Here is a 23698-nt window from a genome sequence, read left to right as displayed (position 1 = left end):
CGGTTGCCTACTGTCAAATGTAAAAAACCTTTGCTTTGTTCGGTCGTTTTTGTTAATTCGTGTGGAATCAAATAATCTGAGGTAATAGTGCGGGTTCGGGGTTGGATAAAGGTGAGGGAGGCGGACTCGTTTTAAAGAACATATAATGAAAAAAATAATTGGCTTCGTTGTAATCGCTGTTTTTGTTCTTTCTGCATGTAAGACCAGGCAGGGGGCTATCTATTTCCTTTCACCCGAGGAGGGAAGCGCTGTGAGTGAGGGGAAAGCTGTGACAATCAGGCTGGATGTGAGTAATGCGAGTTTTGACTCCATTAAGTACCTGCTGGATACCAGTGTGGTCGCTTCCAAAACGGATACTTCAGCTGTGAGTGTTCCGACGGCGGGTTTGCCGGTTGGGGTAAAGGTATTGTCTGCCAGGGTTTACAATGGGGCAGAATTTCAGGAGGTGAATACGAATGTTGTAGTAGTGGCATCCACTCCTCCTGTTCAGTATAAGTATGAAGTGGTGAACGTTTTTCCTCATGATACCTCTTCGTTTACCGAGGGCCTTGAATATCATGATGGACTGATTTATGAAAGTGCTGGTGAGAAAGGACATTCATCTTTGAGGAAGGCGGAGCTGAAAACCGGAAAGGTGATCCAGAAGGTTGATCTTGAAGACCAGTATTTCGGAGAAGGGATGACTGTGATAGGGGATAAGATCATCCAGATCACTTACCGCGAAGGAGTGGGATTTGTTTATGATAAGAGTAGTCTGAAAAAGTTAGCTCAATTTCCATATCAGGCCGGGAGAGAGGGCTGGGGTTTATATTTTGACGGTAAGCGGGTGTTGAATACGGACGGCACCAATAATATTTACTTTTTGAATAAGGATACATATCAAAAAGAGGGAGGGATTGAGGTTTATGACCATAAGGGGCCGGTTCATGATCTGAATGAGCTGGAGATGGTTGATGGAAAGATCTATGCGAATGTCTTCATGACAGATAAAATCGTTATCATTAACCCGGAGACCGGGATAGTGGAAGGCGAAATAGATCTAACGGATCTTTATCCTGCAGGCAAGCGAAATCCGAACGCGGATGTACTGAACGGAATTGCCTGGGATCCTGCCGGGAGAAGATTGTTTGTGACAGGAAAAAGGTGGGATAAATTATTTGAATTGCGGGTGTCGGCACCAGCATTATAACCGGAAATTCATCAATAACCTGCTATAATGCCGGGGCTTCACCCTGCAACTTAAGATCTTATCTCCATTCTTTATACTGGTTGATCAGACCGTTTGTAGAAGAATCGTGAGAGTGGATGAAGTCTTTTGTCTGCAGCTCGGGCAGGATTTTATTAGCCAACTGTTTCCCAAGTTCTACACCCCACTGATCAAAGCTGAAAATATTCCAGATAATTCCCTGTACGAAGATCTTATGCTCATACATAGCGATAAGTGAGCCAAGTGTCTCGGGGGTTATCTTCTTTACCAGGATAGAATTGGTAGGACGGTTCCCTTCAAAAACCTTGAATGCTGCCAGAGCTTCAATTTCCTGTTCTGATTTTCCCGCTTCTTTCAGTTCTGCGATAACTTCTTCTTCGGTCTTTCCGTTCATTAAAGCCTCGGTCTGGGCAAAGAAGTTCGAAAGCAGAAGCGAATGATGTGCGCCTACAGGATTGTGAGACTGTGCCGGAGCAATGAAATCTGCAGGGATCAGTTTGGTTCCCTGGTGGATGAGCTGATAAAAAGCATGCTGTCCGTTTGTTCCAGGTTCTCCCCAGATAATAGGGCCAGTCTGATAATTTACTTTTTCCCCGTTACGGTCTACATACTTACCGTTACTTTCCATGTCTCCCTGCTGGAAGTAGGCAGCGAAACGGCTCATATACTGATCGTAAGGTAGTATAGCGTGACTTTCGGCTTCAAAGAAGTTATTGTACCAGATGCCGAGCAGGGCCATGATCACCGGAAGGTTTTGTTCGAATTCTGTTTCGCGGAAGTGTCTGTCCATGGCATGGGCTCCTGCCAGCAGTGCTTTGAAGTTATCAAAGCCGATTCCCAGGGCGATAGAGGTGCCGATCGCGCTCCATAAGGAGTAACGTCCGCCTACCCAGTCCCAAAAGCCGAACATGTTATTGGTGTCGATCCCAAATGCTGCTACTGCTTTTTCATTTGTGGACAATGCGGCAAAATGCTTTGCCACATCACTGTCCGATGCGCCTTCCTGGAGGAACCAGTTACGGGCAGTGTGAGCATTGGCCATTGTTTCCTGCGTAGTGAACGTCTTGGACGCTATCAGGAATAATGTAGACTCTGCTTTAACTTTCTTGAGTGTTTCGATAATGTGTGTTCCGTCGACGTTAGAGACGAAGTGCAGGTTGAGATGGTTCTTATATGCTTTCAGAGCTTCTGTTACCATCACGGGCCCGAGGTCGGAACCACCTATACCAATATTGACGATGTCGGTGATCGTTTTGCCTGTATAGCCCTTCCACTCCCCGGAGATAACAGAATGTGAGAATTGTTCTATCTTCCTCAATACACCGTTGACATCGGGCATCACATCAGCGCCGTCTACTTTAACAGGCTCGTTCCACTGATTTCTCAGAGCTGTATGTAATACGGCTCTTCCTTCAGTTTCGTTGATAATTTCTCCTGTAAACATCGCTTCAATGGCCTCTTTCAATCCACATTCTTTTGCAAGCTGGATGAGCAGCGCCATAGTTGTTTCATTTATCCTGTTTTTGGAGTAATCAAGCAGGATTTCATTGAATTTAACAGAAAACTTTTCATATCTGGCAGGATCTTCCCGGAATAGCCCGCGAAGATGCTTTTCACTTATTTCGATAAAGTGATCAGTAAGATATTTATAAGAAGCTGTCTCTGTAAAGTTTATTTTAGGAAGCATACTTGTTTAATTTTCAGCGAAGATAAAACTCCTTTTTGGGCAGGGGAAATTTTATTGGTAAAATTGCAATTGCAGGATGGAATTAAATCCGTAGTTTCTTTAGATGTAATCATTACCTTTGTCCTTATGACTAAAGAACAGTTACAAGACTTGAGGGATAGAGCGGTTTCCCTGAGGAGGCATCTTTGACATCGACCGGAAGCTCGATGAACTGCACCAGGAAGAGGAGCTTACACTAACTCCTGATTTCTGGGACCGGCCGAAAGAGGCCGAGAAAGTATTACATTCCATCAAATCTAAAAAAGTCTGGACCGAAGGAATCGTTAACGTGGAAGCTGCGATAGAAGACGCGGCTGTCATGTTCGATTTTTTTCAGGCAGGAGAGGCTAGTGAGGTGGAACTAAAGGAGCAATATTCTATTGCCCTGAAAAAACTGGAGGAACTGGAGTTTAAAAACATGCTCAGTTCGGAAGAAGACCAGCTCAATGCGGTACTTCAGATTACAGCCGGTGCCGGTGGTACAGAGAGTTGTGACTGGGCCAGCATGTTAATGCGGATGTATATCATGTGGGCCGAAAAGAGCGGCTATAAGGTTACGGAGCAGGATTTCCAGGAAGGTGAGGTTGCGGGTGTAAAATCGGTCACCTTACAGATTGAAGGAGAGTTTGCTTATGGCTATCTGAAAGGAGAAAATGGGGTTCACCGTCTGGTACGTATCTCTCCTTTTGATGCGAATGCGAAGCGGCATACTTCGTTTGCCTCTGTATATGTGTATCCATTGGTGGATGATACCATTGAAATAGAGGTGAATCCGGCGGATATAGAGTTCGAGACTTTCCGTTCGGGAGGTGCAGGCGGACAGAACGTGAATAAGGTTGAAACAGCTGTACGGCTTTACCATAAACCATCGGGCATTATCATAAAAAACCAGGAATCCCGGTCTCAGCTGCAGAATAAGGAAAATGCGATCCGCCTGCTGAAATCCCAGCTTTATGAGGTGGAGCTCCGGAAGCGGATGGAGACAACTGCGGCTATTGAGGGTTCAAAAAAGAAAATCGAGTGGGGGTCTCAAATCCGAAATTATGTGCTGCACCCTTACAAACTGGTGAAGGATCTGCGTACAAATTATGAAACATCTAACGCCCAGGCTGTACTTGACGGCGACCTGAGCGACTTTTTAAAGGCCTATTTAATGGAATTCTAAAGGTTCCGGCGTCTGAGGAGAATGATTTCTGCTCAGACGCTGCTATCTTCAGCCGCCGGATTCACAACCTCGAGCAATTCTCCTATCTCTTTCACTTTTTCTTCCTGCCCGAGCTTGAGATAGGAAGATGTCAGGTTCCGCAGGATACGCCTTATAATATCAATGTTTGAGCAAGGGCCATAGAACTGCTCTTCCGGCGTCAGATTGAGTTGTTTTAAGAAGGAGTCTATATCTCTTTTTCCAAAGATAAATCCCTTGTTAAAGGCATTGATATAGAATAGAACCTGTTCATCTGGTGCATATTCGCGGGTTTCGTCAACATAGGCCAGGATAAAATGCTGAGGCAGGTTTACGCCGTAAACAGGTATATCCAGGCGTTGAGCTATCACAAGGTAAATTACAGCAAGGGTGATCTGGTTCCCTTTCTTGCTTTCAAGTACCTGACTTATGTAGGAATTCTGCGGGTCCTGGTGGTTGCTTGTATTGCCGGAGAATCCAAAGATATTGTAGAAAACGTGGTTAATGAGCTTTATTTTTTCAATAGCGCTCATATCATAGAGCATTTGAAGCCATACTTCCCGTTTTATATCTTCGACCTGATTGATAATTTTCTGTGTATCTAAATCCGGGTACTGGTATTTGTTGATGATAACAGCGCCCTGCAACAGATCAAAGGCTCCTCCCTTGTACCATAGTTGCAGTTCACGTTTAACGTCGTTGAACTGGATTTTGTGTATGATGTTTTCGAGCCTTTCTTGTAAAACGGTGTCAAAAGACTGCTCCCAGGCATCTTCGAGATGCTCAATGATTTCGTTTCCATAGGAGAGCAGCCGCCCCTCAATATGCCGTGCAATTTCCCGGTCGGGATCATCCAATAGTTTTATAAGTGAATCTATTTCTTTATAGTTCATATATGCCTGTAGGTGTAGTTGACTGGAGGCGGTGTTGGCCTTTCCAACTGTTAAATTAAACAATCTTTTCTTAAAATTCGTTTTGTTTGTTTGTTCCGTGCTTAAATCACTAAAAGAACTGTTCTATAAGCGGGGTAATTCTCTTTTAAAGCCCGGCGGGTGTGGTCTCTTTAAATTTTCGCCATAGCAACTGCCAATAGCGGATGAAAATGTTTTATGAGCTGTTCCCGGAGAATTGCATATCAAACATTTTTTATCTTAGTTTGCACCGAATATGGCAAACATCCAACTGCTGAAATCCTTCATTAAACACCGCCTGACTGCTAAAACGCGTCATGGAATTCATTCTCCGTTTATATACCGGCTGATTGATGAAGTGATCTATGACTTTAAACCCAGGTACGAATATGATGATATTGAACACCTAAGAGCACGTCTGCTAAAAGATAACCGTATTATTCGAATTACCGATCTTGGCGCAGGATCTCATGTCAATAACAACAAACAAAAGCAGGTAAAGCAACTGGCAAAGAATGCATTGAAGCCGGCTTCGCTGGCGAAGTTGATTTACCGGTTAAGTAACGACTTTAAGCCGGATAATATTGTAGAGCTTGGTACTTGTCTGGGCGTGACGACTTCTTACCTGGCAAAGGCTGCCCCGCATGCAGAGGTTGTTAGTATAGAAGGGTGTCCTGAAACGGCGGCTGTGGCAAAAGAAAATATAGCTCAGTTGGGTATCCGGAATGTGAGTATCAGGACGGGCAACTTTGATGTTGTATTTCCGGCAGTGATTTCAGAACTATCAAAGTTGGATTTTGTGTTTGTGGATGGGAATCATCGTAAAGATGCGACCCTGAAGTATTTCGAATGGTGTCTTCAAAAAGTGCATGAGGGCAGTGTTATCATTTTTGATGATATATACTGGAGTAAAGGAATGAAGGAGGCGTGGGAAGAAATAAAACAACATCCCGCTGTGACCGTTACTGTTGACTTGTTCTGGATAGGCCTTGTCTTTTTCAGACAAGGGCAGGCGAAGGAAGATTTTAAGGTGAAGTTCTAGCCTGATCAGAATGCTTCAGAAAGAGCCAGATAAAATCCTGTTTGCCTGGCTTCACCTGCACGTTTCTCTCCCACTGCATAATCTGCGCGCATTGTCAATCCTCTTGCCGGGTCAACGAAGTACCTTATTCCAGCTCCATAGTTTGGCTTCAGGTTTTTCCATTTAAACATCTGGTTCCTGAAAGTGGTTCCTGTTCCGGTAAAAGCTGCTATTCCAAAGCGAGTCATAAAGCGGTATCTGAATTCGGTGTGTGCGGCCACCAGGTTCTGATCCCGGTATCTGCCCGTGTAGTAGCCCCGCATGACCTGGTCATTGCCGAGTTGAGGAAGCAGGTAGAAAGGTAGCTTATCACCCTGGACTGACTGGTAATTAATGTTAAATCCAAGCGTAGCTTTGGTATTAAGTTTTTGAAAGTTGCGCAGATCTGCACGAATAAGGGCGCCCTGGAAGTCGTTCGTTCCGGTGAATCCGGGAGCGTATGAATAATTGAGCTTGAGGTACCATCCCTTCGTTGTGTAGGTATTGCTGTTCCGGCTGTCAAAAATTCCGGATATGCCGGCGTAGAAAACATTTCCTCCGTCTTTGTCTTCGGCATCACCTGTGTCGTAGATTCCGCCGGCCTCTTTATCCTTGTATCTGTAGCGTTCGTAACCTGCATTTATCCCGGCATAAATCTTCCTTACTATCATTCTTTCAACATCGGCATTTATGACCAGCAGTTTCTGAGTGATCTTGTCTTCATCAGACTTATTGGTTTTATCGCCTGTTCCATAGAAGTTAAAGGGGAAGTTTTTGTACCGGAATGTTCCGGAATAGTGGTATTTGTTTCCACGTGACCATATATCCGGCTTTACGACAAAGTTGGATTGTTTCTTTGTTGTGAATGTGACGATTGTATTAATAGTCGAATTTCGGATGGTGGTGTCGTTTTTATCGACATAGAAGGAGGTGATTGACAGTCCGCCGAATTCAACTCCTGTTTCCTGTGCATAAGCTGCTGCGGGAAGGATGATAAAAGAAGCTTTACGGCTGGTATCGCTCTTGTTGGACAGGAATTTTTCAATTAATCTTTTTTGTGCCTGTACTTTTTCTGATTGAAAGAATATTATCGCTATCAGAAGAACCGGGAAATGTTTCATCGGTGCGAAGATAGTGAGATGCCTGATTTTAACAGGATTTTCGGAACGGAATTCGGGTATTTTGTTTTTAACTGAATGAATGTCTAGGTTTGTATCCACGGACAACAAAAGGTTGTTGTTTTATCGAGTAATGAAAAATAAGATTGTCAGAATTAAGGATATAGCTGAGAAAGCAATGGTTTCCACCGGGACGGTTGACCGTGTGCTGCATAACAGGGGAAAGGTTGCGGAGGATGTAAAGGACCGGGTGCTCAGAATTATCCGGGAATTAAATTACGAGCCAAACTATGAAGCCAGGGCATTAGGCTCTAACAGGGTATATACCATTGCTGCATTGATTCCTGATTATACTTACGATCCTTACTGGTACGATCCCAAGACCGGCATTGACAAGGCGGCCAGGGACCTGGCGCAGTATGGAGTAACGGTATCGCAGCATTTTTTTATCCAGGATAAGCCGGATACATTTATCAGAAAGGCGGAGGAAATTACGGAGCTCCGTCCGGACGGGGTCGTTCTGGCCCCTGTGTTTTATAAAGAAGCTTTACCTTTTCTGGAACGTTGGAGGAAGCTCGGGATACCTTTTGTTATCTTTAATACTCAACTGGAAGATTCTAAGCCGCTGTGTTATATCGGGCAGGATTCTTATCAGAGCGGGCTCCTTGCCGGCAGATTAGTTCATTACGGACAGCCTGAATCCTGTTCTGTTCTCCTGGTTCATATCGATGAAGATCTTGGCAACTCTGCCCACCTTGTAAAAAAGGAGGAGGGGTTCCGGGATTATTTTGAGCATAATAATCTGCATGGGAAGTATGTTATAAGAAGGCTCGAGCTTAAGAGGCGTGACTACCTGGTTTTTGTAAAACAGCTGGATGCCCTGATTGAAAATAACCCGGATCTGAAGTGTATCTATGTTACCACCTCCAAAGGGTATGAGATCGCTGCTTATCTTGAGCAACGGGGAATCGACAGTATTAAGGTGATTGGCTATGACCTGGTACCGAAAAATATTTATTTTATCAATAAAGGGATTATCAGTTTTGTTATTAATCAGCATCCGGCCGGACAGGGTTACTGGAGCGTTCATCATTTATCGGATCATCTCGTGTTTAAGAAAGATATTTCGACGGTCAGGTATCTTCCCCTGGATATTATCACAAAGGAAAATCTTACCTATTATATGAACGAAGGGTTTTAAAAAAGCGCTGTTCGCTGGACACACACTTGAAACCAGTATTAAGATATTATTAAATCGATGGTGTGTGCGCAAACACTATTGTTTTTTTAAAATGTACTGGCTATTTTTGTAATAGTTGAGTGCGGAGGCACTCGTGCTATCAAAGAATCAAAAAATATCAATATGGCCAGATTAAATCTCCTGGAAGAAACCCGTTATGAAAAACTACCGGTTAGTGTATTTCCCGACCCGGCAAAGGCATCTGTTGCAGTAGCGCAAAGGATTGCTAATCTTATTAAGGACAAGCAGGCGAAAGGCGAGTCTGCTGTGCTCGGCCTTGCAACAGGAGCAACCCCTGTAAGGGTGTATGCAGAACTGGTACGGCTTCACAAAGAAGAAGGCTTGAGTTTTAAGAATGTGGTGACGTTTAATCTGGACGAATATTATCCTATGCATCCTGAGGCTGCACAGAGTTACGTTCGGTTTATGAAGGAAAACCTGTTTAGTCATATTGATATTGATCCGGTGAATATTCATATTCCTGACGGAACGATTGCATTGGAAGATATACCAGCCTATTGTCTGGAGTATGAGAGGCAGATCAGTTCATATGGCGGCCTTGATCTTCAGATCCTGGGTATCGGTCGTACAGGGCACATCGGATTCAATGAGCCTGGTTCTGCCCCGAACTCCGGAACGCGGCTGGTGACACTTGATGATCTGACCAGAAGAGATGCTTCATTTGATTTCGGGGGAAAAGAGAATGTGCCCACAAAGGCTATCACTATGGGGATTGGCACGATCTTTAAAGCCCGCGAAATTATCCTGATGGCCTGGAATCAGAAAAAAGCGGAGATCATCAAGAAAGCCGTAGAGGGTGAAATGTCTTCTGATGTTCCGGCTACCTACCTGCAGCAATCAAGCAGTGTAGAGTTTGTTCTTGATGCGGATGCAGCATCCGAACTCACACGCTTTAATACTCCCTGGCTTGTTAAGGATTGTTACTGGGATGAACAGCTAATAAAGAAGGCTGTGATCTGGCTGGCTAAAACCTTAAATAAACCCATTCTGAAGCTTACAGAGGAAGATTATAACAACCATGGGATGGCGCAGCTTGCTACAGAGCGCGGACCGGTTTATAATATAAACATCCATATATTTAATAAAGTGCAGCATACTATCACAGGATGGCCTGGTGGTAAGCCTGATGCCGATGATAGCCAGCGGCCTGAAAGAGCCCAGCCTGCAAAGAAGAGAAGTATCATTTTTTCTCCTCATCCTGATGATGATGTGATTTCAATGGGCGGTACATTTATCCGCCTTGCCGATCAGGGGCATGAGGTACATGTTGCTTATCAGACTTCAGGAAACACAGCGGTATGGGATGATGATGTTTTGCGGTTTACTGAATTTGCGATGGACTTCATTGAAAGCCAGGGGCAGGATACGAAAGGCCTGGCGGGGCTTTACGATAATATGAGGAGCTTTATGGCTGTTAAGAAGCCGAATCAGCCGGATACTCTGGAGATTCGTAAGATCAAGGGCCTGATCCGTAAGGGAGAAGCTATTGCAGGAGCAAGATATGCCGGGCTTCCCGATGAGCATATACATCTGCTTGATCTTCCTTTCTACGATAGAATGAAGACCGAGAAGAATGTAAGCTTTGAAGATGATGTCAAGATCGTGATGGAACTTCTGCAGGAGGTAAAGCCTCACCAGGTATTTGCAGCGGGGGATTTTGCTGATCCGCACGGAACACATAAAGTATGTTTCGATATTATTCTGGAAGCTCTTACCCGGTTAAAAGCGACTGAGGATTGGGTAGAGGATTGCTGGTTATGGTTGTATAGAGGAGCCTGGCATGAATTCGAGATCCATGAGATTGAAATGGCTGTCCCTCTTTCTCCCCAGGAGGTTGAAAGGAAAAGAATGGCAATTTTCAAGCACCAGTCGCAAAAGGATCTGCCCGTATTCCCGGGTGATGATGCACGCGAGTTCTGGGTGCGTGCTGAGGACCGGAACCGGGATACAGCGAAGGCTTACGACCAGCTTGGGCTGGCGGAATACGAGGCAATGGAGGCTTTTGTGAGGTGGAGGTTTTAGTAGTAAGTTTAAAGTTTAAAGCTGAGAGTTTAAAGTGAGGGCATAGAGATAGGCTTTGCTTTTGATAAATGGAGGAAACACGGCTGCGGTAACATTTTGGGGTGTTAGGCAGCTGTGTTTTTTTGTTATAGGGGGCAGGAAGGGGATGATGCCGGAATAGTTTCTTGTGTAAAGGGAAAGTTACAGATAGAGTGTTGGGGAGGATGTTCTTCCTGGCTATTACCGGGATAGAAGATAATGTTCTATTTATGAATTTGGTTTTAACAGGCAGGCTATTTGATGCTTTGCATTTTTAACGGATTAGGTGGTGTTGAAATCAAGTCTTTTTTAAACAAGCTGCATGGTAAATTTGTTAATCATTTGCTTTTGGTTTAATAGGTCTGTGATGGGGTGCAGATATCTTTTGCGAGGGAGGTTCATGAACGGACTTGCCAGGCATAAATTCAACGTATAATATTCATATGGGGCAAATTTTTACCGTTAATTTAGCTGGATCCAGTTTTCATTTTCAGTTAATTAAGTTACAGCAGATTGATAGGGTGGTAGAATCACAAATACTGCTTCAGGGGACGACAGTTACTCTTTGCAAGGAAACAAGAGGTGATTGGAAACAAAAAGAAAGCTCTAACCCTCTTATTAAAGAACTGGTACAGGCAATTGGAAACTCTATTTCCCTGAGGTACCGGATTTAAAAGATCTTGCTTTTGCTGAAAGCATCCTGAAGGGATGCTTTTTTAATTTCTCTATATTTGTATAGAAGGGGGGCGATGATTGTTGAATGTTTTCTGTCTATTTAAAATATATTAAAGATTGCCTTCGTTTTATAAAACAGCACTTGATGATATGGGAATGTGATGTAAGTTTTGTTTATGGCAAATTCCAAAAGCAGCAAACTGGACTTCAGAGTGCTTAGAAACCCGATTTTAAATGATAAAAAAGAATTATGATTCTGATTTCTGTGGAAGTTTGCCTCTTCACCAGATTAATCTCATTCAGCCCTATGGATATCTGTTTGTAGCCAATAAGAGTGACCTTAGGATCATCCAGGCGAGTGAAAATGTGAATGATTTGCTGGGTGAGCCCGTAGATCAGGTAGTAGGGAAGTCTCTGGAGCAATTTATCAGGCAGGAAGAGGCTGATTTGCTGAAGGGGCGTTTCGGGTCAGGTATTGATGAAAAAGTGCCGCTGACAATCAACCTTACGCGAAGTGATGCTGCCAGGCGGTATATCGCACTTGTCCACGTTAAAAGTGATTATGTTGTATTGGAAGTAGAAGAAGCAGGGGATGAGAGTACATTCCTGGATGTATTCCAGGAGCTTAAGTATGTAATGGCTGAAATCAACAGGGCTGAGACTGTTGCTGCTGCCAGCAAGGTGGTAGTAGAACAATTAAAGAAGCTGTCGGGGTTTGACAAGATCCTGATGTATCAGTTTGATGAGCAATGGAATGGTACCGTAATAGCAGAAGTGAAAGAAGATGGAATGGAGGAATACCTCGGGCATAAATTTCCAGCTTCTGATATCCCCAAACAGGCAAGAAAGCTGTACCTGAAAAATTCCTACAGGCTGATTCCTTCCCGGGAATATACGCCCGTGAAGCTCTACCCTGTGATCAATCCAGTTTCGAATACCTTCATTGATCTTTCAGACTGTAACTTAAGAGCCGTGGCTGCTGTGCACCTGGAGTATATGAAAAATATGAAGATCCGCGCCTCTATGTCGGTCAGGGTAATCCGGGATGACAAGCTCTGGGGCTTGATCTCCTGCCACCATAAAGAGCCCATGTATTTGAATTATGAAATGTGTTCCGTGTTTGAACTGCTGTCATCTGTTATTTCAAATAAGATTTCATCTTTGGAGAGTGGGGAAGAGTATCAGTTCGTCAATTCCCTGCAGGAAAAAAAGACTCAGATAATCGAGAATGTATATTCTGAGAAAGATCTTGTTGCCGGGATGCTCAAACAGGATTTGAAGATTACGGATCTGTTTAGTGCCGAGGGTGCAGCCGTTAGTTACAGGGGCTCAATTGAGACCACGGGAGAAGTGCCCGACAATGAAGAGTTGAAGAACCTTATCTATTGGTTGCAAAGTAAGCCGGAGGATAAGGTCTACCATACGTCAAATCTTTCTTCGGAATATGATTTCGGATCGGCCTTCTCAAAACAAGCAAGCGGGATGATCTCCATTCCTGTAAATGCAGACCGTGGGGAATATATTATGATGTTCAGGCCGGAAGTAGTTACAACTGTTAAATGGGGAGGGAATCCCGATGAGGCGATCAATTTTGACAGTAACGGAGTGAAATATCATCCGAGAAGTTCGTTCGGGAGCTGGCAGGAAGTGGTAAAGCAAACCGCGAAGGCATGGAAGGAAGAGGAGGTTGAAGTTGCAGAGAACTTAAGAAGTTTTATATTTGAATATTCTGCTAAAACCCTTTGATGGAGATTAGAAATCAAAACGCCGGCGAATGGAAATAAAGGAGAGAATGAGTTTTACGGAGATGGCAGAAGCCAGGCTAAAGCATTATGTGGTGGCTATCGGAGCTTCTGCCGGTGGTTTGGAGGCAATTCATGAATTCTTTGATAATATGCCCGAGAACTCAAGTCTCTCTTTTATCATTATACAGCATCTCTCCCCCGATTACAAAAGTCTTCTTGTAGAGCTTTTATCGAAACATACACATATGAAGGTGTTTGAAGCTGAGCACGAAATGTCGCTTCAAAAGGAATGTGTATATGTTATTCCGAATAGAAAGTTAATGACTATAAGCCGGGGTAAACTTCTGCTGGAGGATAAGGTTCAGGAGAAGGCCCCAAATACAGCAATCGATACATTTCTTCATTCTCTGGCTAAGGACAAGCGTGATAAAGCAATAGCAGTGATACTTTCGGGAACAGGTACGGACGGTACCAGGGGAATTGAAACTATAAAGTCTCATGGCGGGATGGTGATAGTTCAGGACCCGGTAACGGCGAAATTTGATGGGATGCTGAACAGTGCTATTACATCAGGTAACGCGGATTTTATCCTTCCCCCGGAAATGATGCCGGAAGAAATCTACAATTACATAAAGGAAACGCCGGTACATCTTTTGCAAAACGGATCTGTTGATGATAAGCTTTTGGATGAGATCTTTACCCTAATATACAGAAGTAAGGGTTATGACTTCCAGTATTATAAGACTCCTACCATCCTACGGAGGATCGGAAAAAGAATGGGGCAGAGGGGTGTAAAGCACCTGGATCAGTACGTGGAACAACTCAGGAATGATGAAGATGAGGTCAGAAGACTTGGAAAAGACTTTTTAATAGGTGTGACCCGCTTTTTCCGGGATGAACAGGCATTCGATTGCCTGTACTCGGAGGTGTTGCCGTCTCTTGTCAATAGTAAGGAAGATGGAGACTGGCTTAAGGTTTGGATTTGTGCCTGCAGCACGGGTGAAGAGGCTTATTCTCTGGCGATCCTAATAGATCAATATTTAACGCAATATAAAAGAGACCTTGAGGTAAAGATATTTGCTACTGATATTGACGAAAGCAGTATTGAATTTGCGGGAAAGAATATATATCCGTTTGCGATAGAGAAAGACATAAAGAAAGAGGTATTACAATCCTATTTCGTTAAGGAGGCCGGCGGTTATTCTGTGATCCCCAGGATAAGAAAGCAGATAGTGTTTGCCCGTCATAATGTTATTAAAGACCCTCCCTTTATTAAAAATGATTTGGTGAGCTGCCGTAATATGCTTATTTATATGAATAGCATCCTCCAAAATAAGGTACTGACCACTCTTCATTTTTCGGTTCAACTGGGAGGCTATATCTTTCTCGGATCAAGCGAAACCATATCTGCGATCAGGGAGGGAGTTGATGAGATAAACAGCAAATGGAAAATTTACAGGAAAGTTGGAAAGAATAAAGCCGGACCCGTGGATTTTCATCGTCAATTAGAAGGAAGGGGACTGGTTCAACGGGCCTTGCCCATTTCCGTCAAAGAACCGAAAAAGAAAAAGACCGGGGAACTTACTGACGAGTTTGCAAGTTCTATAATTGATGATTTCGGATTCGTTTGCTTCCTTATTGATCAGAATTATGAGATTAAGGAGGCATTAGGGAATTTTAACCGTTTTCTTTCACTGCCAGAGAAGAAGCTCAACCTGAATATTCTTAAGATGGTTTCGCCGGAACTCTCTGTGGCATTAAATACTGCTGTGAGGAAGTGCTGGAAGGAAGAGCAGAAGGTCTTTCTTAAAAGCGTCAGGATAAAGGGGAAAGAGGGAGATTTCTTTATAAGTATTTCGGTTAAACCCCCTCGGTTGCAGGACGGGAAGCCCTATACGATGATTGTCTTAGGGGAAAATGCATATAGTCAGCCATCCTCAAAGGAGGAATTGCCCCTTGCTCCGTCCGGTGACAATATGGAGTATATCGCCGACCTTGAGGAAGAACTCAATGAAACAAGAGTTAATCTTCAATTGGCTATAGAGGGACTGGAAACCACCAATGAGGAGCTTCAGTCGAGTAATGAGGAACTGCTCTCTGCCAATGAAGAGCTTCAGTCGAGCAACGAGGAACTCCAGTCGCTTAATGAAGAGCTGCATACTTTAAATACGGAACATCAGTTAAAGATAAAGGAGCTTGTTGACCTCAACGACGATTTGGACAACTATTTCAGAAGCACTGATATTGGTCAGATCTTTCTTGATTCCAACCAAAGGATCAGGAAATTTAACTCAGCGGCTGTCAGGATCGTTAATCTCATTGAATCGGATGTAGGGAGGCCTATTTCCCATATCTCTACTAATATACAGTATGAAAACCTGTTGAAGGATATTCAGCACGTGCTGACCGAGGGAAAGAACGTAGAGCGCGAAATTGTGCTTGACAATGACAATCATTGCCTGGTAAAGATCCTGCCGTATATCCGCCAGGATAAGAGGTTGGATGGTGTGATTATCACATTTGTGGATATTTCCGCTGTATCGAGGCTAAACAGCATTATAAACGGGGTATTTAATTCAACTCTCAGTGCTGTTATGGTGTTTAAAGCGGTCAGAGACAGGAGCGGGGTGATCGAAGATTTTGTCATGCTTACCTGTAATAACCAGGGCGAAAAGCTTTTTCAAGCTACCGCATTGGAGGGAAAGCGGCTTAGCAGCATCCCTCTTATCATGCAGAACGGATTTTTTGACCGGTACGTTGGGGTAGTTGAAAGCGGCCGGCCTCTTCACACCGAAATCCCTTCTGTGGAGGACAGCCATAAATGGTATGAAGCTGTTGCTGTCAAGATGATGGATGGTTTTGTTGTAACCTTTACTGATATCTCTGAAAAGAAGGCGGCAGATCAGAAACTACGGAAGAACTATAATGAACTGATTGCTGCCAGGGAAAAGTTGAGAAACCTTAATCTTATCCTTGAAGATAAGGTAACTGAACGTACGCGTGAGCTTTCTGAAAGTGAAGAGCGGTTCAGGCTGGTATCCAAAGCCACAAATGACGCGATATGGGACTGGAATCTGGTGAATAACACCGTTTGGTGGAGCGATAGTTTCTATACCACATTTGGCTATGATCAATCGAATGACGAAAGGAGTTTCTGGCTCAATAAAATTCACCCTGATGATCGCCAGGCAGTAGAGCAGGGCATGTACCGGGCTATTAATAACAGCGAAATGCAGTGGAGCGGGGAATACAGGTATTTAAGAGCAGATGGGACTTATGCCGTCGTTCTTGACCGCGGCTTTGTTCTGCACGATGAATATGGTACGCCTTACAGAATGCTTGGTGCAATGCTCGACATCACACAGCAAAAAGAAGCTGAGCGTAAAGAACATGAGGCTTTGCTGGAAATAAGAAAGAATGAAGAACGATTCAAGTTCCTGGCAAATGCGATGCCTCAAAAGGTCTGGACGGCTAATCCAGAAGGAAATGTGGATTACATGAATGATGTTTGGCTGAGCTATTCGGGCAGAACAATTGAAGAGTTGCTTGGCTGGAGCTGGCCAAAAGTAGTGCATCCCGAGGACTGGCCTGAGAATAAGTGGCTTTGGCTGCGTTCTGTTCAGACTGGTCAGGATTTCGAAATGGAACGGCGTCTGAGACGCTTTGATGGTGAGTACCGGTGGCACCTGAGCAGGGCCATTGCTTTAAGGGATGAATCGGGCAGTATCAGGATGTGGGTTGGAACCAGCACTGATATTCATGAGCAGAAAACCGTCTCCGAGGCTTTAAAGGCGAGCGAAGATTATTTCAGGCAGCTGGCGGACCAGTCGCCGTTCATGATCTGGCGTATAGACAGCTATGGCCGGTGTAATTATGTCAACAAACAATGGACGAAGCTGACGGGGCTGACGTTTGATCAGAGCATTGACCTCGGATGGAAGAATGCTTATCATCCTGATGATGCGGAACGGGAGCACAAGAAGTTCCAGCTGGCTTTCCAGCAGCGTACGAGCTATCATTCAAAGTTCAGGCTGAAGACAAAGAGTGGTGATTTTAAATGGGTGCTTGCTCAAAGTAATCCTATTGCAGGCAAAGAATTTGAGGGTTATATAGGTAGCTTGACTGATATTACCGATCAGGAACTTGCACAGCAGGCGACCCGTTTGCTTCTTCAAAAGAAGGACGAGTTTATGAGCATTGCAAGCCACGAGCTAAAAACCCCGATCACGAGCATGAAGGCTTCCCTTCAAATTGCTGAGAGGCTCGTAATGAAGAAGTCTGAGATCGTCCAGATTCAGAGTTTTATAGAGAAAGCCAATAAGCAGGTTGATAAACTGACGTCTCTTGTTGAAGATCTCCTGGATGTCACCAAAATACAGGCGGGTAAGCTTCAGTTTCATACCAGTGTATTTAATCTTAGTGAGGTAATCCGGGATTGTATCGATCAGATCAGTAATGCCAATACGAAGCATCATATTACTTTAGAAGGCGATGCTGATGTTTTAATTACAGCAGATAAGCACCGGTTGGAGCAGGTTGTTATCAATTTTCTTTCAAACGCTGTCAAGTACTCGCCGGAAGCTGCTGAAATAGAATTGAGGGTTGAGAGCGGGAAGAACCAGGTGAAGGTGTCTGTCACTGACTTTGGTATCGGCATCCCTGAAGATAAAGTGAATTTTGTATTCGATCGCTTTTTCAGGGTTCAGGAGTCTTCTCAAAAATTCTCGGGGTTGGGACTCGGTTTGTTTATTTCTGCGGAAATTATCAGAAGACACGGAGGCGAAGTAGGCGTAAGATCGCGGGAAGGAGAGGGGTCGACATTCTGGTTTTCCATACCGGTAAAACAAGGAAATCTGAATGAATAGCCCAGCCTGGATTGATTATTAGGAAATCCCAAGTTGGATATTATATTAATAATTAAGTTATTGCACAATTAATAGATTTATGATAGCTTTATCGCGGAATGAAGCGTATATTGATTTTTGATGACGATGCAGATATTCTGGAGATTCTGACGTATCTGCTAAATGAGAAGGGCTGGGACGTACATACGCGTGCCAACTGTAATGACATACTATCTATTGTTGAAGAATGTCGTCCGGACGTGATATTGATGGACAACTGGATTCCGGATGCGGGGGGGATTATAGCTACGAGGACTGTTAAAAGCAGTGATGAGCTCAGGGATATCCCGGTTATTTATTTTTCGGCAAATAACGACATTGAGAAACTGGCTGCTGAAGCGGGAGCTGATGCCTGGCTTGCCAAGCCGTTTGATCTGGATGAACTGGAACAGTTGCTTTCCAGATTCCGATAAAGAGAAAGGTTGCCGGGGTAACGGGCAACCTTTTCTTTTTTGTACTACCTTATCTCAAACACCACTCTCATCTGGTAATTGAGCTTTATCTTTTTGAAATCAATTTCTGCTGATCCGCCATCTGCTGCTTCCGCTTTTGAAAATGCTACATTGGCTGTTCTGTAAAGCGGTTGCGGGTAATACTCATTGTTTATTTCCTGCACTTCAAGGGCATCACCCACTTTGTCGTCAAGAGCAGCAGCAAGGTAAGTCGCTTTATATTTAGCTGCCTGAATCGCTTTGATCTTCAGATCACTTTTTAACTCCTGGATCTTTGAATAATCATAGCTTTCGATACTTGTGTACTGAACGGCTTTCTGATCGAGGGATTCCATGATCTGGTTGAAGCTGTTCATATCACTCACTTTAAGTCTATACTGTTTAGAAACGAGGAAGTCGGGGTTCTTCTTCTTTTGAATGGTGGTAGTATAGGACGAAACGTTGTTTACAGTAAAGTTCTCTTTAGGAATTCCGGCTGCAAGTACCGCATTCAAAAGTTGCTTTTCAAGATCATCTATGTCTATCTTCTTTTTGGTGTTATTATCCTTAAAATACTCTTTCAGGGATACTGCAACATAGATAATATCAGGAGTAACTTCAGCTTCAGCAGAGCCTGTCACTTCCATTTTACGGCGATAGTCAACTGCATTGTTGCTCTGAGAAAACGCGGTCGATGTAAAAATGCTTAATAAAGCAATAATCAGATACTTCTTCATAATTCAGTCTTTGTGTGTGTTAAACTTATTGAATGGATGAATGTTTGTCTCAAATTCCATAAACATTTATCCGGTTTGTTTGCACATCTGCCCATACGGGTATTCATGCTGTTTTGTAACATGAATACCCGTAAATTCCGGCAGATTCAGATATTGTCCTGAATAGAAAGGAGTTAGTTTTATTCTTCGATAATTTCGCTGTGCGGATAGCTTTCTTCTTTTTTCTCTTCTTTGAAGTAAGCTTTCTGAAAGATAAGTATGGCAATAACCCCGACAGATATGGCGGCGTCTGCTATATTGAATACCGGGCGAAAGAAAACAAATTCCTGTCCGGCCCAAACCGGGAACCATTGAGGGAAACTGCCCTGGATAAGCGGGAAATAAAACATGTCCACTACTTTCCCGTGAAAAAGGCCCGCATAACCACCTCCCGGAGGAAAAAGCTTCGCAGGCTGGAAGTAAGAGCTTTCGCTGAAAATAAGGCCGTAGAATGTGGAGTCAATGATATTACCCATAGCCCCGGCGAAGATCAGCGCCACATTCAGAATCAGTCCCCTGTGGTACTTATGTTTCACCAGGTAGATCACTCCATAACCTATAGCGCAGACAGCCACAATCCGGAAAAGAGTAAGAATGAGTTTGCCGGCTTCGCCGCCAAACTCCATTCCAAAGGCCATTCCGTTATTTTCTGTAAAATGAATAATGAACCAGTTGCTGATTATCCGGTATTCCTGACCGAGGGTCATGTTTAGTTTAATCCAGAATTTCAGCGCCTGATCTGCTAATAAAATAAGAATGATAGCCAGAAAAGGCTTCGTATAAGCTTTCATCAATACTGCTTCATTTTTGCTTCCATACTCAAAGTGGTATGGGGTACCGCTCTTAGTCTTTCTTTCTGAATGAGCTTACCGGTTTCACGGCATATTCCATATGTCTTGTTTTCAATCCGGACGAGTGCAGCTTCCAGGTTTTCAATGAACTTTTTCTGACGCGCAGCAAGTTGATTGATCTGTTCTTTCTCAAGGGTTGCAGATCCATCTTCCAGCGTCTTGTATGTACCGGCAGTATCGTCAGTACCGTTGAGATTTGGATTGCTTAATGATTGTGCGAGCGATGCAAGCTCTTCTTTAGCTATACGCATCTTATCAAGAATCAATTCTTTGAATTCCTGAAGCTCTGCGTCAGAGTACCGTGTTTTTTCGTTATTTTCCATTTTAAGCCTTTGTAATAGATATTAATAATTCCTGTTCTTCTATTTCAACCTTTTCTCCTGTTTGAAGACCGGAACTAAATTCGAAAGAGTCGGCCAGAATCTCGGCGCTAATATAAGGTAAATTATTTTTCGCTGCAGCCTCTAAATCAGGGCTTCCTGATACAATTACCTCTATTTTATCTGTTACTTCAAATCCAAGTTCTTTCCTGAGGTTCTGAATTCTGTTAACCAATTCTCTAGAAATACCCTCCTGCTTCAATTCAGTAGTTAGCGTAACATCTAAAGCTACCGTAAGTTTGCCAATATTTGTAACCTGCCATCCCGGAACATCCTCAGCGATAATTTCGGCATCTGTAACAGGGATATCAAGGGTGAACCCGTCTTTCCCGAATGATGCAAAGCCTTTTGCTTCAAAGTCGGCAAGAGCATCCTGCGACATATCTGAAATGAAAGCCGCAACATCTTTCATATACTTTCCGGCTTTGGGCCCAAGTGCCTTGAAATTCGGCTTTACCTTTTTCTTTATAATTCCGGAAGTATCGGTTATAAATTCGATATTTTTAATATTTGTTTCGGAAAGTATCAAATCTTTTACGAGCTCAACCTTTTCCCGGAACCTGCTATCGAGCACCGGCAGGAGAATTTTGTTGAGAGGCTGACGAACGTTAATGCCAACCTTCTTGCGGAGCGACAGCACCATTGAAGAGATATCCTGAGCCAGGGCCATTCTTTCTTCGAGCGCTTTATCAACAAGGCCTTCGTGGTAGGAAGGGAAGTCTGTGAGATGCACCGATTCTGACCGGTCCCTGTTTGTCGCCTTATTCAGATCTAAAAACAGCCGCTCGCTAAAGAAAGGCGCTATCGGAGACATCAGACGTGCTATTGTATCAAGACAGGTATAAAGCGTCTGATAGGCAGATATTTTGTCTTCTGTATAATCTCCTTTCCAGAACCGGCGGCGGCAAAGCCTTACATACCAGTTGCTCAGGTGCTCGTCAACGAAGTCCTGTATGGCCCTGGCAGCTTTTGTCGGTTCAAAGTCGGCATAAAAGCCATCTACTTCTTTGGACAATGTGTTTAGAAGAGAGATGATCCACCGGTCAATCTCAGGTCTCTTTTCAATAACGATTTCTTCTTCAGAATAGTTAAATCCATCAATATTGGCATACAAAGAAAAGAATGCATACGTATTGTAAAGTGTCCCAAAAAACTTACGCCGAACTTCATCAAGACCTTCCAGGTTGAACTTAAGGTTGTCCCATGGAGAAGCATTGCTGATCATATACCAGCGGGTGGCATCTGCCCCATACTTTTGTATAGTTTCAAACGGATCGACTGCGTTACCAAGCCGTTTTGACATTTTATTGCCATTCTTGTCGAGAACCAGGCCATTAGAGACCACATTTTTGAATGCAACAGAATCATTGAGCATGACAGCAATTGCATGCAGCGTGAAGAACCACCCTCTTGTCTGGTCGACACCTTCTGCTATAAAGTCTGCCGGATATGCTTTTTCGAAATTCTCTTTGTTTTCGAAAGGATAGTGCCACTGGGCATAAGGCATCGCACCTGAATCAAACCAAACGTCTATCAGATCGGGTTCCCGGTACATCTTTTTACCGCTATCACTCAGCAGAATTATATCGTCCACATACGGACGATGCAGATCGAAGGATGACTGGTTGAATGATTCAAGGATCTTCCCGGTTTTCTCTTTTTCCTCATCCGTTAAATGTGGAGAACTGACCGTTTCCTGTAACTTTTGCTTCAGTTCTTCTACCGATCCGATACATATTTCTTCAGCCCCGTCTTTTGTACGCCAGATCGGAAGCGGTGTTCCCCAATAACGCGAACGGGAAAGATTCCAGTCAACGAGGTTTTCCAGCCAATTTCCGAAGCGACCGGTGCCGGTGGCTTCCGGTTTCCAGTTGATCGTTTTATTTAGTTCTACCAGCCGGTTCTTCACAGCTGTTGTCCTGATAAACCAGCTATCGAGCGGATAATAGAGAACCGGTTTGTCTGTACGCCAGCAATGAGGGTAGCTGTGCTCATATTTCCTGACATCAAAAGCTTTGTTTTCTTCCTTCAGTTTGATGGCGATCAGCACATCCGTCGGTTTGAAGTCAGGCTGGTTCCGTTCTTCATCCGAATAGTATTCCTCTTTCACAAAGCGTCCTGCAAAATCAGTTACTTCTGCTGTAAACCGTCCTTGTCTGTCAACCAGGGGATATTCATTTCCCTTTTCATCAACTGCCATTATCGGAGGAACGTTATTTTCCCGCGCGGCCCTGAAGTCGTCGGCACCAAAAACAGATGCTATGTGAACAATTCCGGTTCCATCTTCTGTGGTGATGAAATCTCCGGGAATCACTCTGAAAGCATTCTTTTCCAGGTTTTCGTTCGAGACATACGGCATTAACTGGTGATAGCGTAACCCAATCAGTTCAGCTCCCTTAAATTCTGCTGCGTATTCCCATGGAATGAGCTTATCTCCACCCTTATAGCCCTGGAAAGAAGCGTTTTGAGCTTCGGGCTTGAAGTATTTGCCAACCAGGTCTTTTGCCAGTACAACACTTACCGGAGCATATGTATATGGATTAAACGTGCGGATCTTGACGTAAGTGATGTCCTTTCCTATTGCCAGTGCACCATTGGAAGGAAGTGTCCATGGGGTAGTCGTCCAGGCGAGGATCACTGTATTTTCCGCTTCGTTTTGGAAAAGCAGTGGATTCAGTGGGTGTACCTGATCGTGCCTGATATGGAACTGAGCAATGATAGAAGTATCCTTTACATTGCGGTAAGTGCCGGGCATGTTGAGTTCGTGCGAGCTTAACCCGGTACCAGCAGCAGGGGAGAACGGCTGAACGGTGTATCCCTTGTAAAGCAGATTCTTATTGTAAAACTCCTTCAGTATCCACCAAAGGCTTTCTATATATTCATTCTGATAGGTGATATATGGGTTTTCAAGATCCACCCAATATCCCATCTTTTCCGTCAGGTCATTCCATACATCCGTGTATTTCATCACCTCACGGCGACAGGCTGCATTGTACTCCTCAACAGAAATCTTTTTGCCGATGTCTTCCTTGGTAATACCAAGTGTTTTTTCTACAGCAAGTTCAATAGGAAGTCCATGCGTATCCCAGCCTCCCTTTCTTTCAACTCTGTAACCTTTTAATGTTTTATAGCGACAAAAAATATCTTTAATGCTCCTAGCCATCACATGGTGAATCCCGGGCATTCCGTTGGCCGAAGGGGGGCCTTCATAGAAGGTATACGGCTGTGATGCCGGACGGTTAGAGATGCTTTTCTCAAATATTTTATTTGTCTTCCAGTATTCCAGGATGTCTTTTCCTGTTTCGGGTAAATTAAGCTGTTTATATTCTTTGTACATCAATGCTTTAACTCCTGAATTTGAGCCGCAAAGGTACTAAAATAGCGTGAAATAAGCAGATTTTGAGGTAAAAACAGACAATCAGCGGATAAT

Annotated in this window: 15 protein-coding genes; 8 read left to right on the top strand and 7 right to left on the bottom strand. The window is 43.8% G+C overall.

The annotated features are described in order from the left end of the window. Positions 1 to 145: 145 nt before the first annotated feature. Positions 146 to 1189, top strand: coding sequence for a glutaminyl-peptide cyclotransferase (locus DDR33_RS17195; protein ID WP_109417035.1), 1044 nt, complete (start codon positions 146 to 148; stop codon positions 1187 to 1189). Positions 1190 to 1247: 58 nt separating this feature from the next. Here DDR33_RS17195 and pgi read toward each other — a convergent pair whose 3' ends face one another. Next, positions 1248 to 2894: a glucose-6-phosphate isomerase gene (gene pgi, locus DDR33_RS17190; protein ID WP_109417034.1), complete on the bottom strand. Its 1647-nt coding sequence runs from the start codon at positions 2892 to 2894 to the stop codon at positions 1248 to 1250. 126 nt (positions 2895 to 3020) lie between these two features. Here pgi and prfB point away from each other — a divergent pair. Continuing rightward, positions 3021 to 4098 (top strand): peptide chain release factor 2 gene (prfB, locus tag DDR33_RS17185; protein ID WP_109417064.1). Its coding sequence is split into 2 segments (ribosomal slippage): positions 3021 to 3080 and positions 3082 to 4098, totalling 1077 coding nucleotides; the frame shifts between segments, so codons are not numbered across the junction. Positions 4099 to 4130: 32 nt separating this feature from the next. Here the strand turns inward: prfB and DDR33_RS17180 are convergent. Beyond that, complete coding sequence (locus DDR33_RS17180; RefSeq protein ID WP_109417033.1) at positions 4131 to 5009, bottom strand: transglutaminase-like domain-containing protein; 879 nt, start codon at positions 5007 to 5009, stop codon at positions 4131 to 4133. A 274-nt stretch (positions 5010 to 5283) separates the two neighbouring features. On the opposite strand from DDR33_RS17180, the gene DDR33_RS17175 reads away from it, so the two are divergent. Continuing rightward, a complete protein-coding gene (locus DDR33_RS17175; protein ID WP_109417032.1) occupies positions 5284 to 6069 on the top strand; it encodes an O-methyltransferase in 786 nt (261 codons plus the stop codon). Positions 6070 to 6074: 5 nt separating this feature from the next. Here the strand turns inward: DDR33_RS17175 and DDR33_RS17170 are convergent, their stop codons facing one another. Further along, the gene (locus DDR33_RS17170; RefSeq protein ID WP_109417063.1) at positions 6075 to 7208 is read right to left on the bottom strand and encodes a BamA/TamA family outer membrane protein; all 1134 of its coding nucleotides are present in this window, start codon (positions 7206 to 7208) and stop codon (positions 6075 to 6077) included. A 130-nt stretch (positions 7209 to 7338) separates the two neighbouring features. Here DDR33_RS17170 and DDR33_RS17165 point away from each other — a divergent pair, with 130 nt between their 5' ends. From DDR33_RS17165 to DDR33_RS17140, 5 genes are all read left to right on the top strand, one after another. Beyond that, positions 7339 to 8406, top strand: coding sequence for a LacI family DNA-binding transcriptional regulator (locus DDR33_RS17165; RefSeq protein WP_109417031.1), 1068 nt, complete (start codon positions 7339 to 7341; stop codon positions 8404 to 8406). Positions 8407 to 8544: 138 nt separating this feature from the next. Then, positions 8545 to 10488 carry a glucosamine-6-phosphate deaminase gene (gene nagB / locus DDR33_RS17160; protein ID WP_262509943.1) on the top strand — a complete coding sequence of 648 codons (1944 nt, stop codon included), beginning with the start codon at positions 8545 to 8547 and terminating at the stop codon, positions 10486 to 10488. 927 nt (positions 10489 to 11415) lie between these two features. Continuing rightward, the gene (locus DDR33_RS17150) at positions 11416 to 12927 is read left to right on the top strand and encodes a GAF domain-containing protein (RefSeq protein WP_109417028.1); all 1512 of its coding nucleotides are present in this window, start codon (positions 11416 to 11418) and stop codon (positions 12925 to 12927) included. Positions 12928 to 12955: 28 nt separating this feature from the next. Next, positions 12956 to 17791 carry a PAS domain S-box protein gene (locus tag DDR33_RS17145; RefSeq protein WP_238387843.1) on the top strand — a complete coding sequence of 1612 codons (4836 nt, stop codon included), beginning with the start codon at positions 12956 to 12958 and terminating at the stop codon, positions 17789 to 17791. Positions 17792 to 17889: 98 nt separating this feature from the next. Then, entirely contained in the window at positions 17890 to 18243 is a 354-nt protein-coding gene (locus DDR33_RS17140; protein WP_109417027.1) for a response regulator, read from the top strand. 44 nt (positions 18244 to 18287) lie between these two features. Here DDR33_RS17140 and DDR33_RS17135 read toward each other — a convergent pair whose 3' ends face one another. The 4 genes from DDR33_RS17135 to ileS all read right to left on the bottom strand — a co-directional run bounded on the left by DDR33_RS17135 (position 18288) and on the right by ileS (position 23605). Next, positions 18288 to 18998 carry an SIMPL domain-containing protein gene (locus tag DDR33_RS17135; protein WP_109417026.1) on the bottom strand — a complete coding sequence of 237 codons (711 nt, stop codon included), beginning with the start codon at positions 18996 to 18998 and terminating at the stop codon, positions 18288 to 18290. A 179-nt stretch (positions 18999 to 19177) separates the two neighbouring features. Continuing rightward, entirely contained in the window at positions 19178 to 19828 is a 651-nt protein-coding gene (locus tag DDR33_RS17130; RefSeq protein WP_109417025.1) for a lipoprotein signal peptidase, read from the bottom strand. After that, positions 19828 to 20211: a TraR/DksA family transcriptional regulator gene (locus DDR33_RS17125; protein WP_109417024.1), complete on the bottom strand. Its 384-nt coding sequence runs from the start codon at positions 20209 to 20211 to the stop codon at positions 19828 to 19830. The genes DDR33_RS17130 and DDR33_RS17125 overlap by 1 nt, the downstream gene beginning before the upstream one ends. Before the next feature lies 1 nt (position 20212). After that, entirely contained in the window at positions 20213 to 23605 is a 3393-nt protein-coding gene (ileS, locus tag DDR33_RS17120) for an isoleucine--tRNA ligase (RefSeq protein ID WP_109417023.1), read from the bottom strand. Positions 23606 to 23698 lie beyond the last annotated feature (93 nt).

Source organism: Pararcticibacter amylolyticus, from assembly GCF_003130405.1.
In the GTDB taxonomy this organism is placed as follows: domain Bacteria; phylum Bacteroidota; class Bacteroidia; order Sphingobacteriales; family Sphingobacteriaceae; genus Arcticibacter; species Arcticibacter amylolyticus.
The sequence above is the reverse complement of the archived record's forward strand: the minus strand, read 5'-3'. Positions and strand labels throughout refer to the sequence as shown.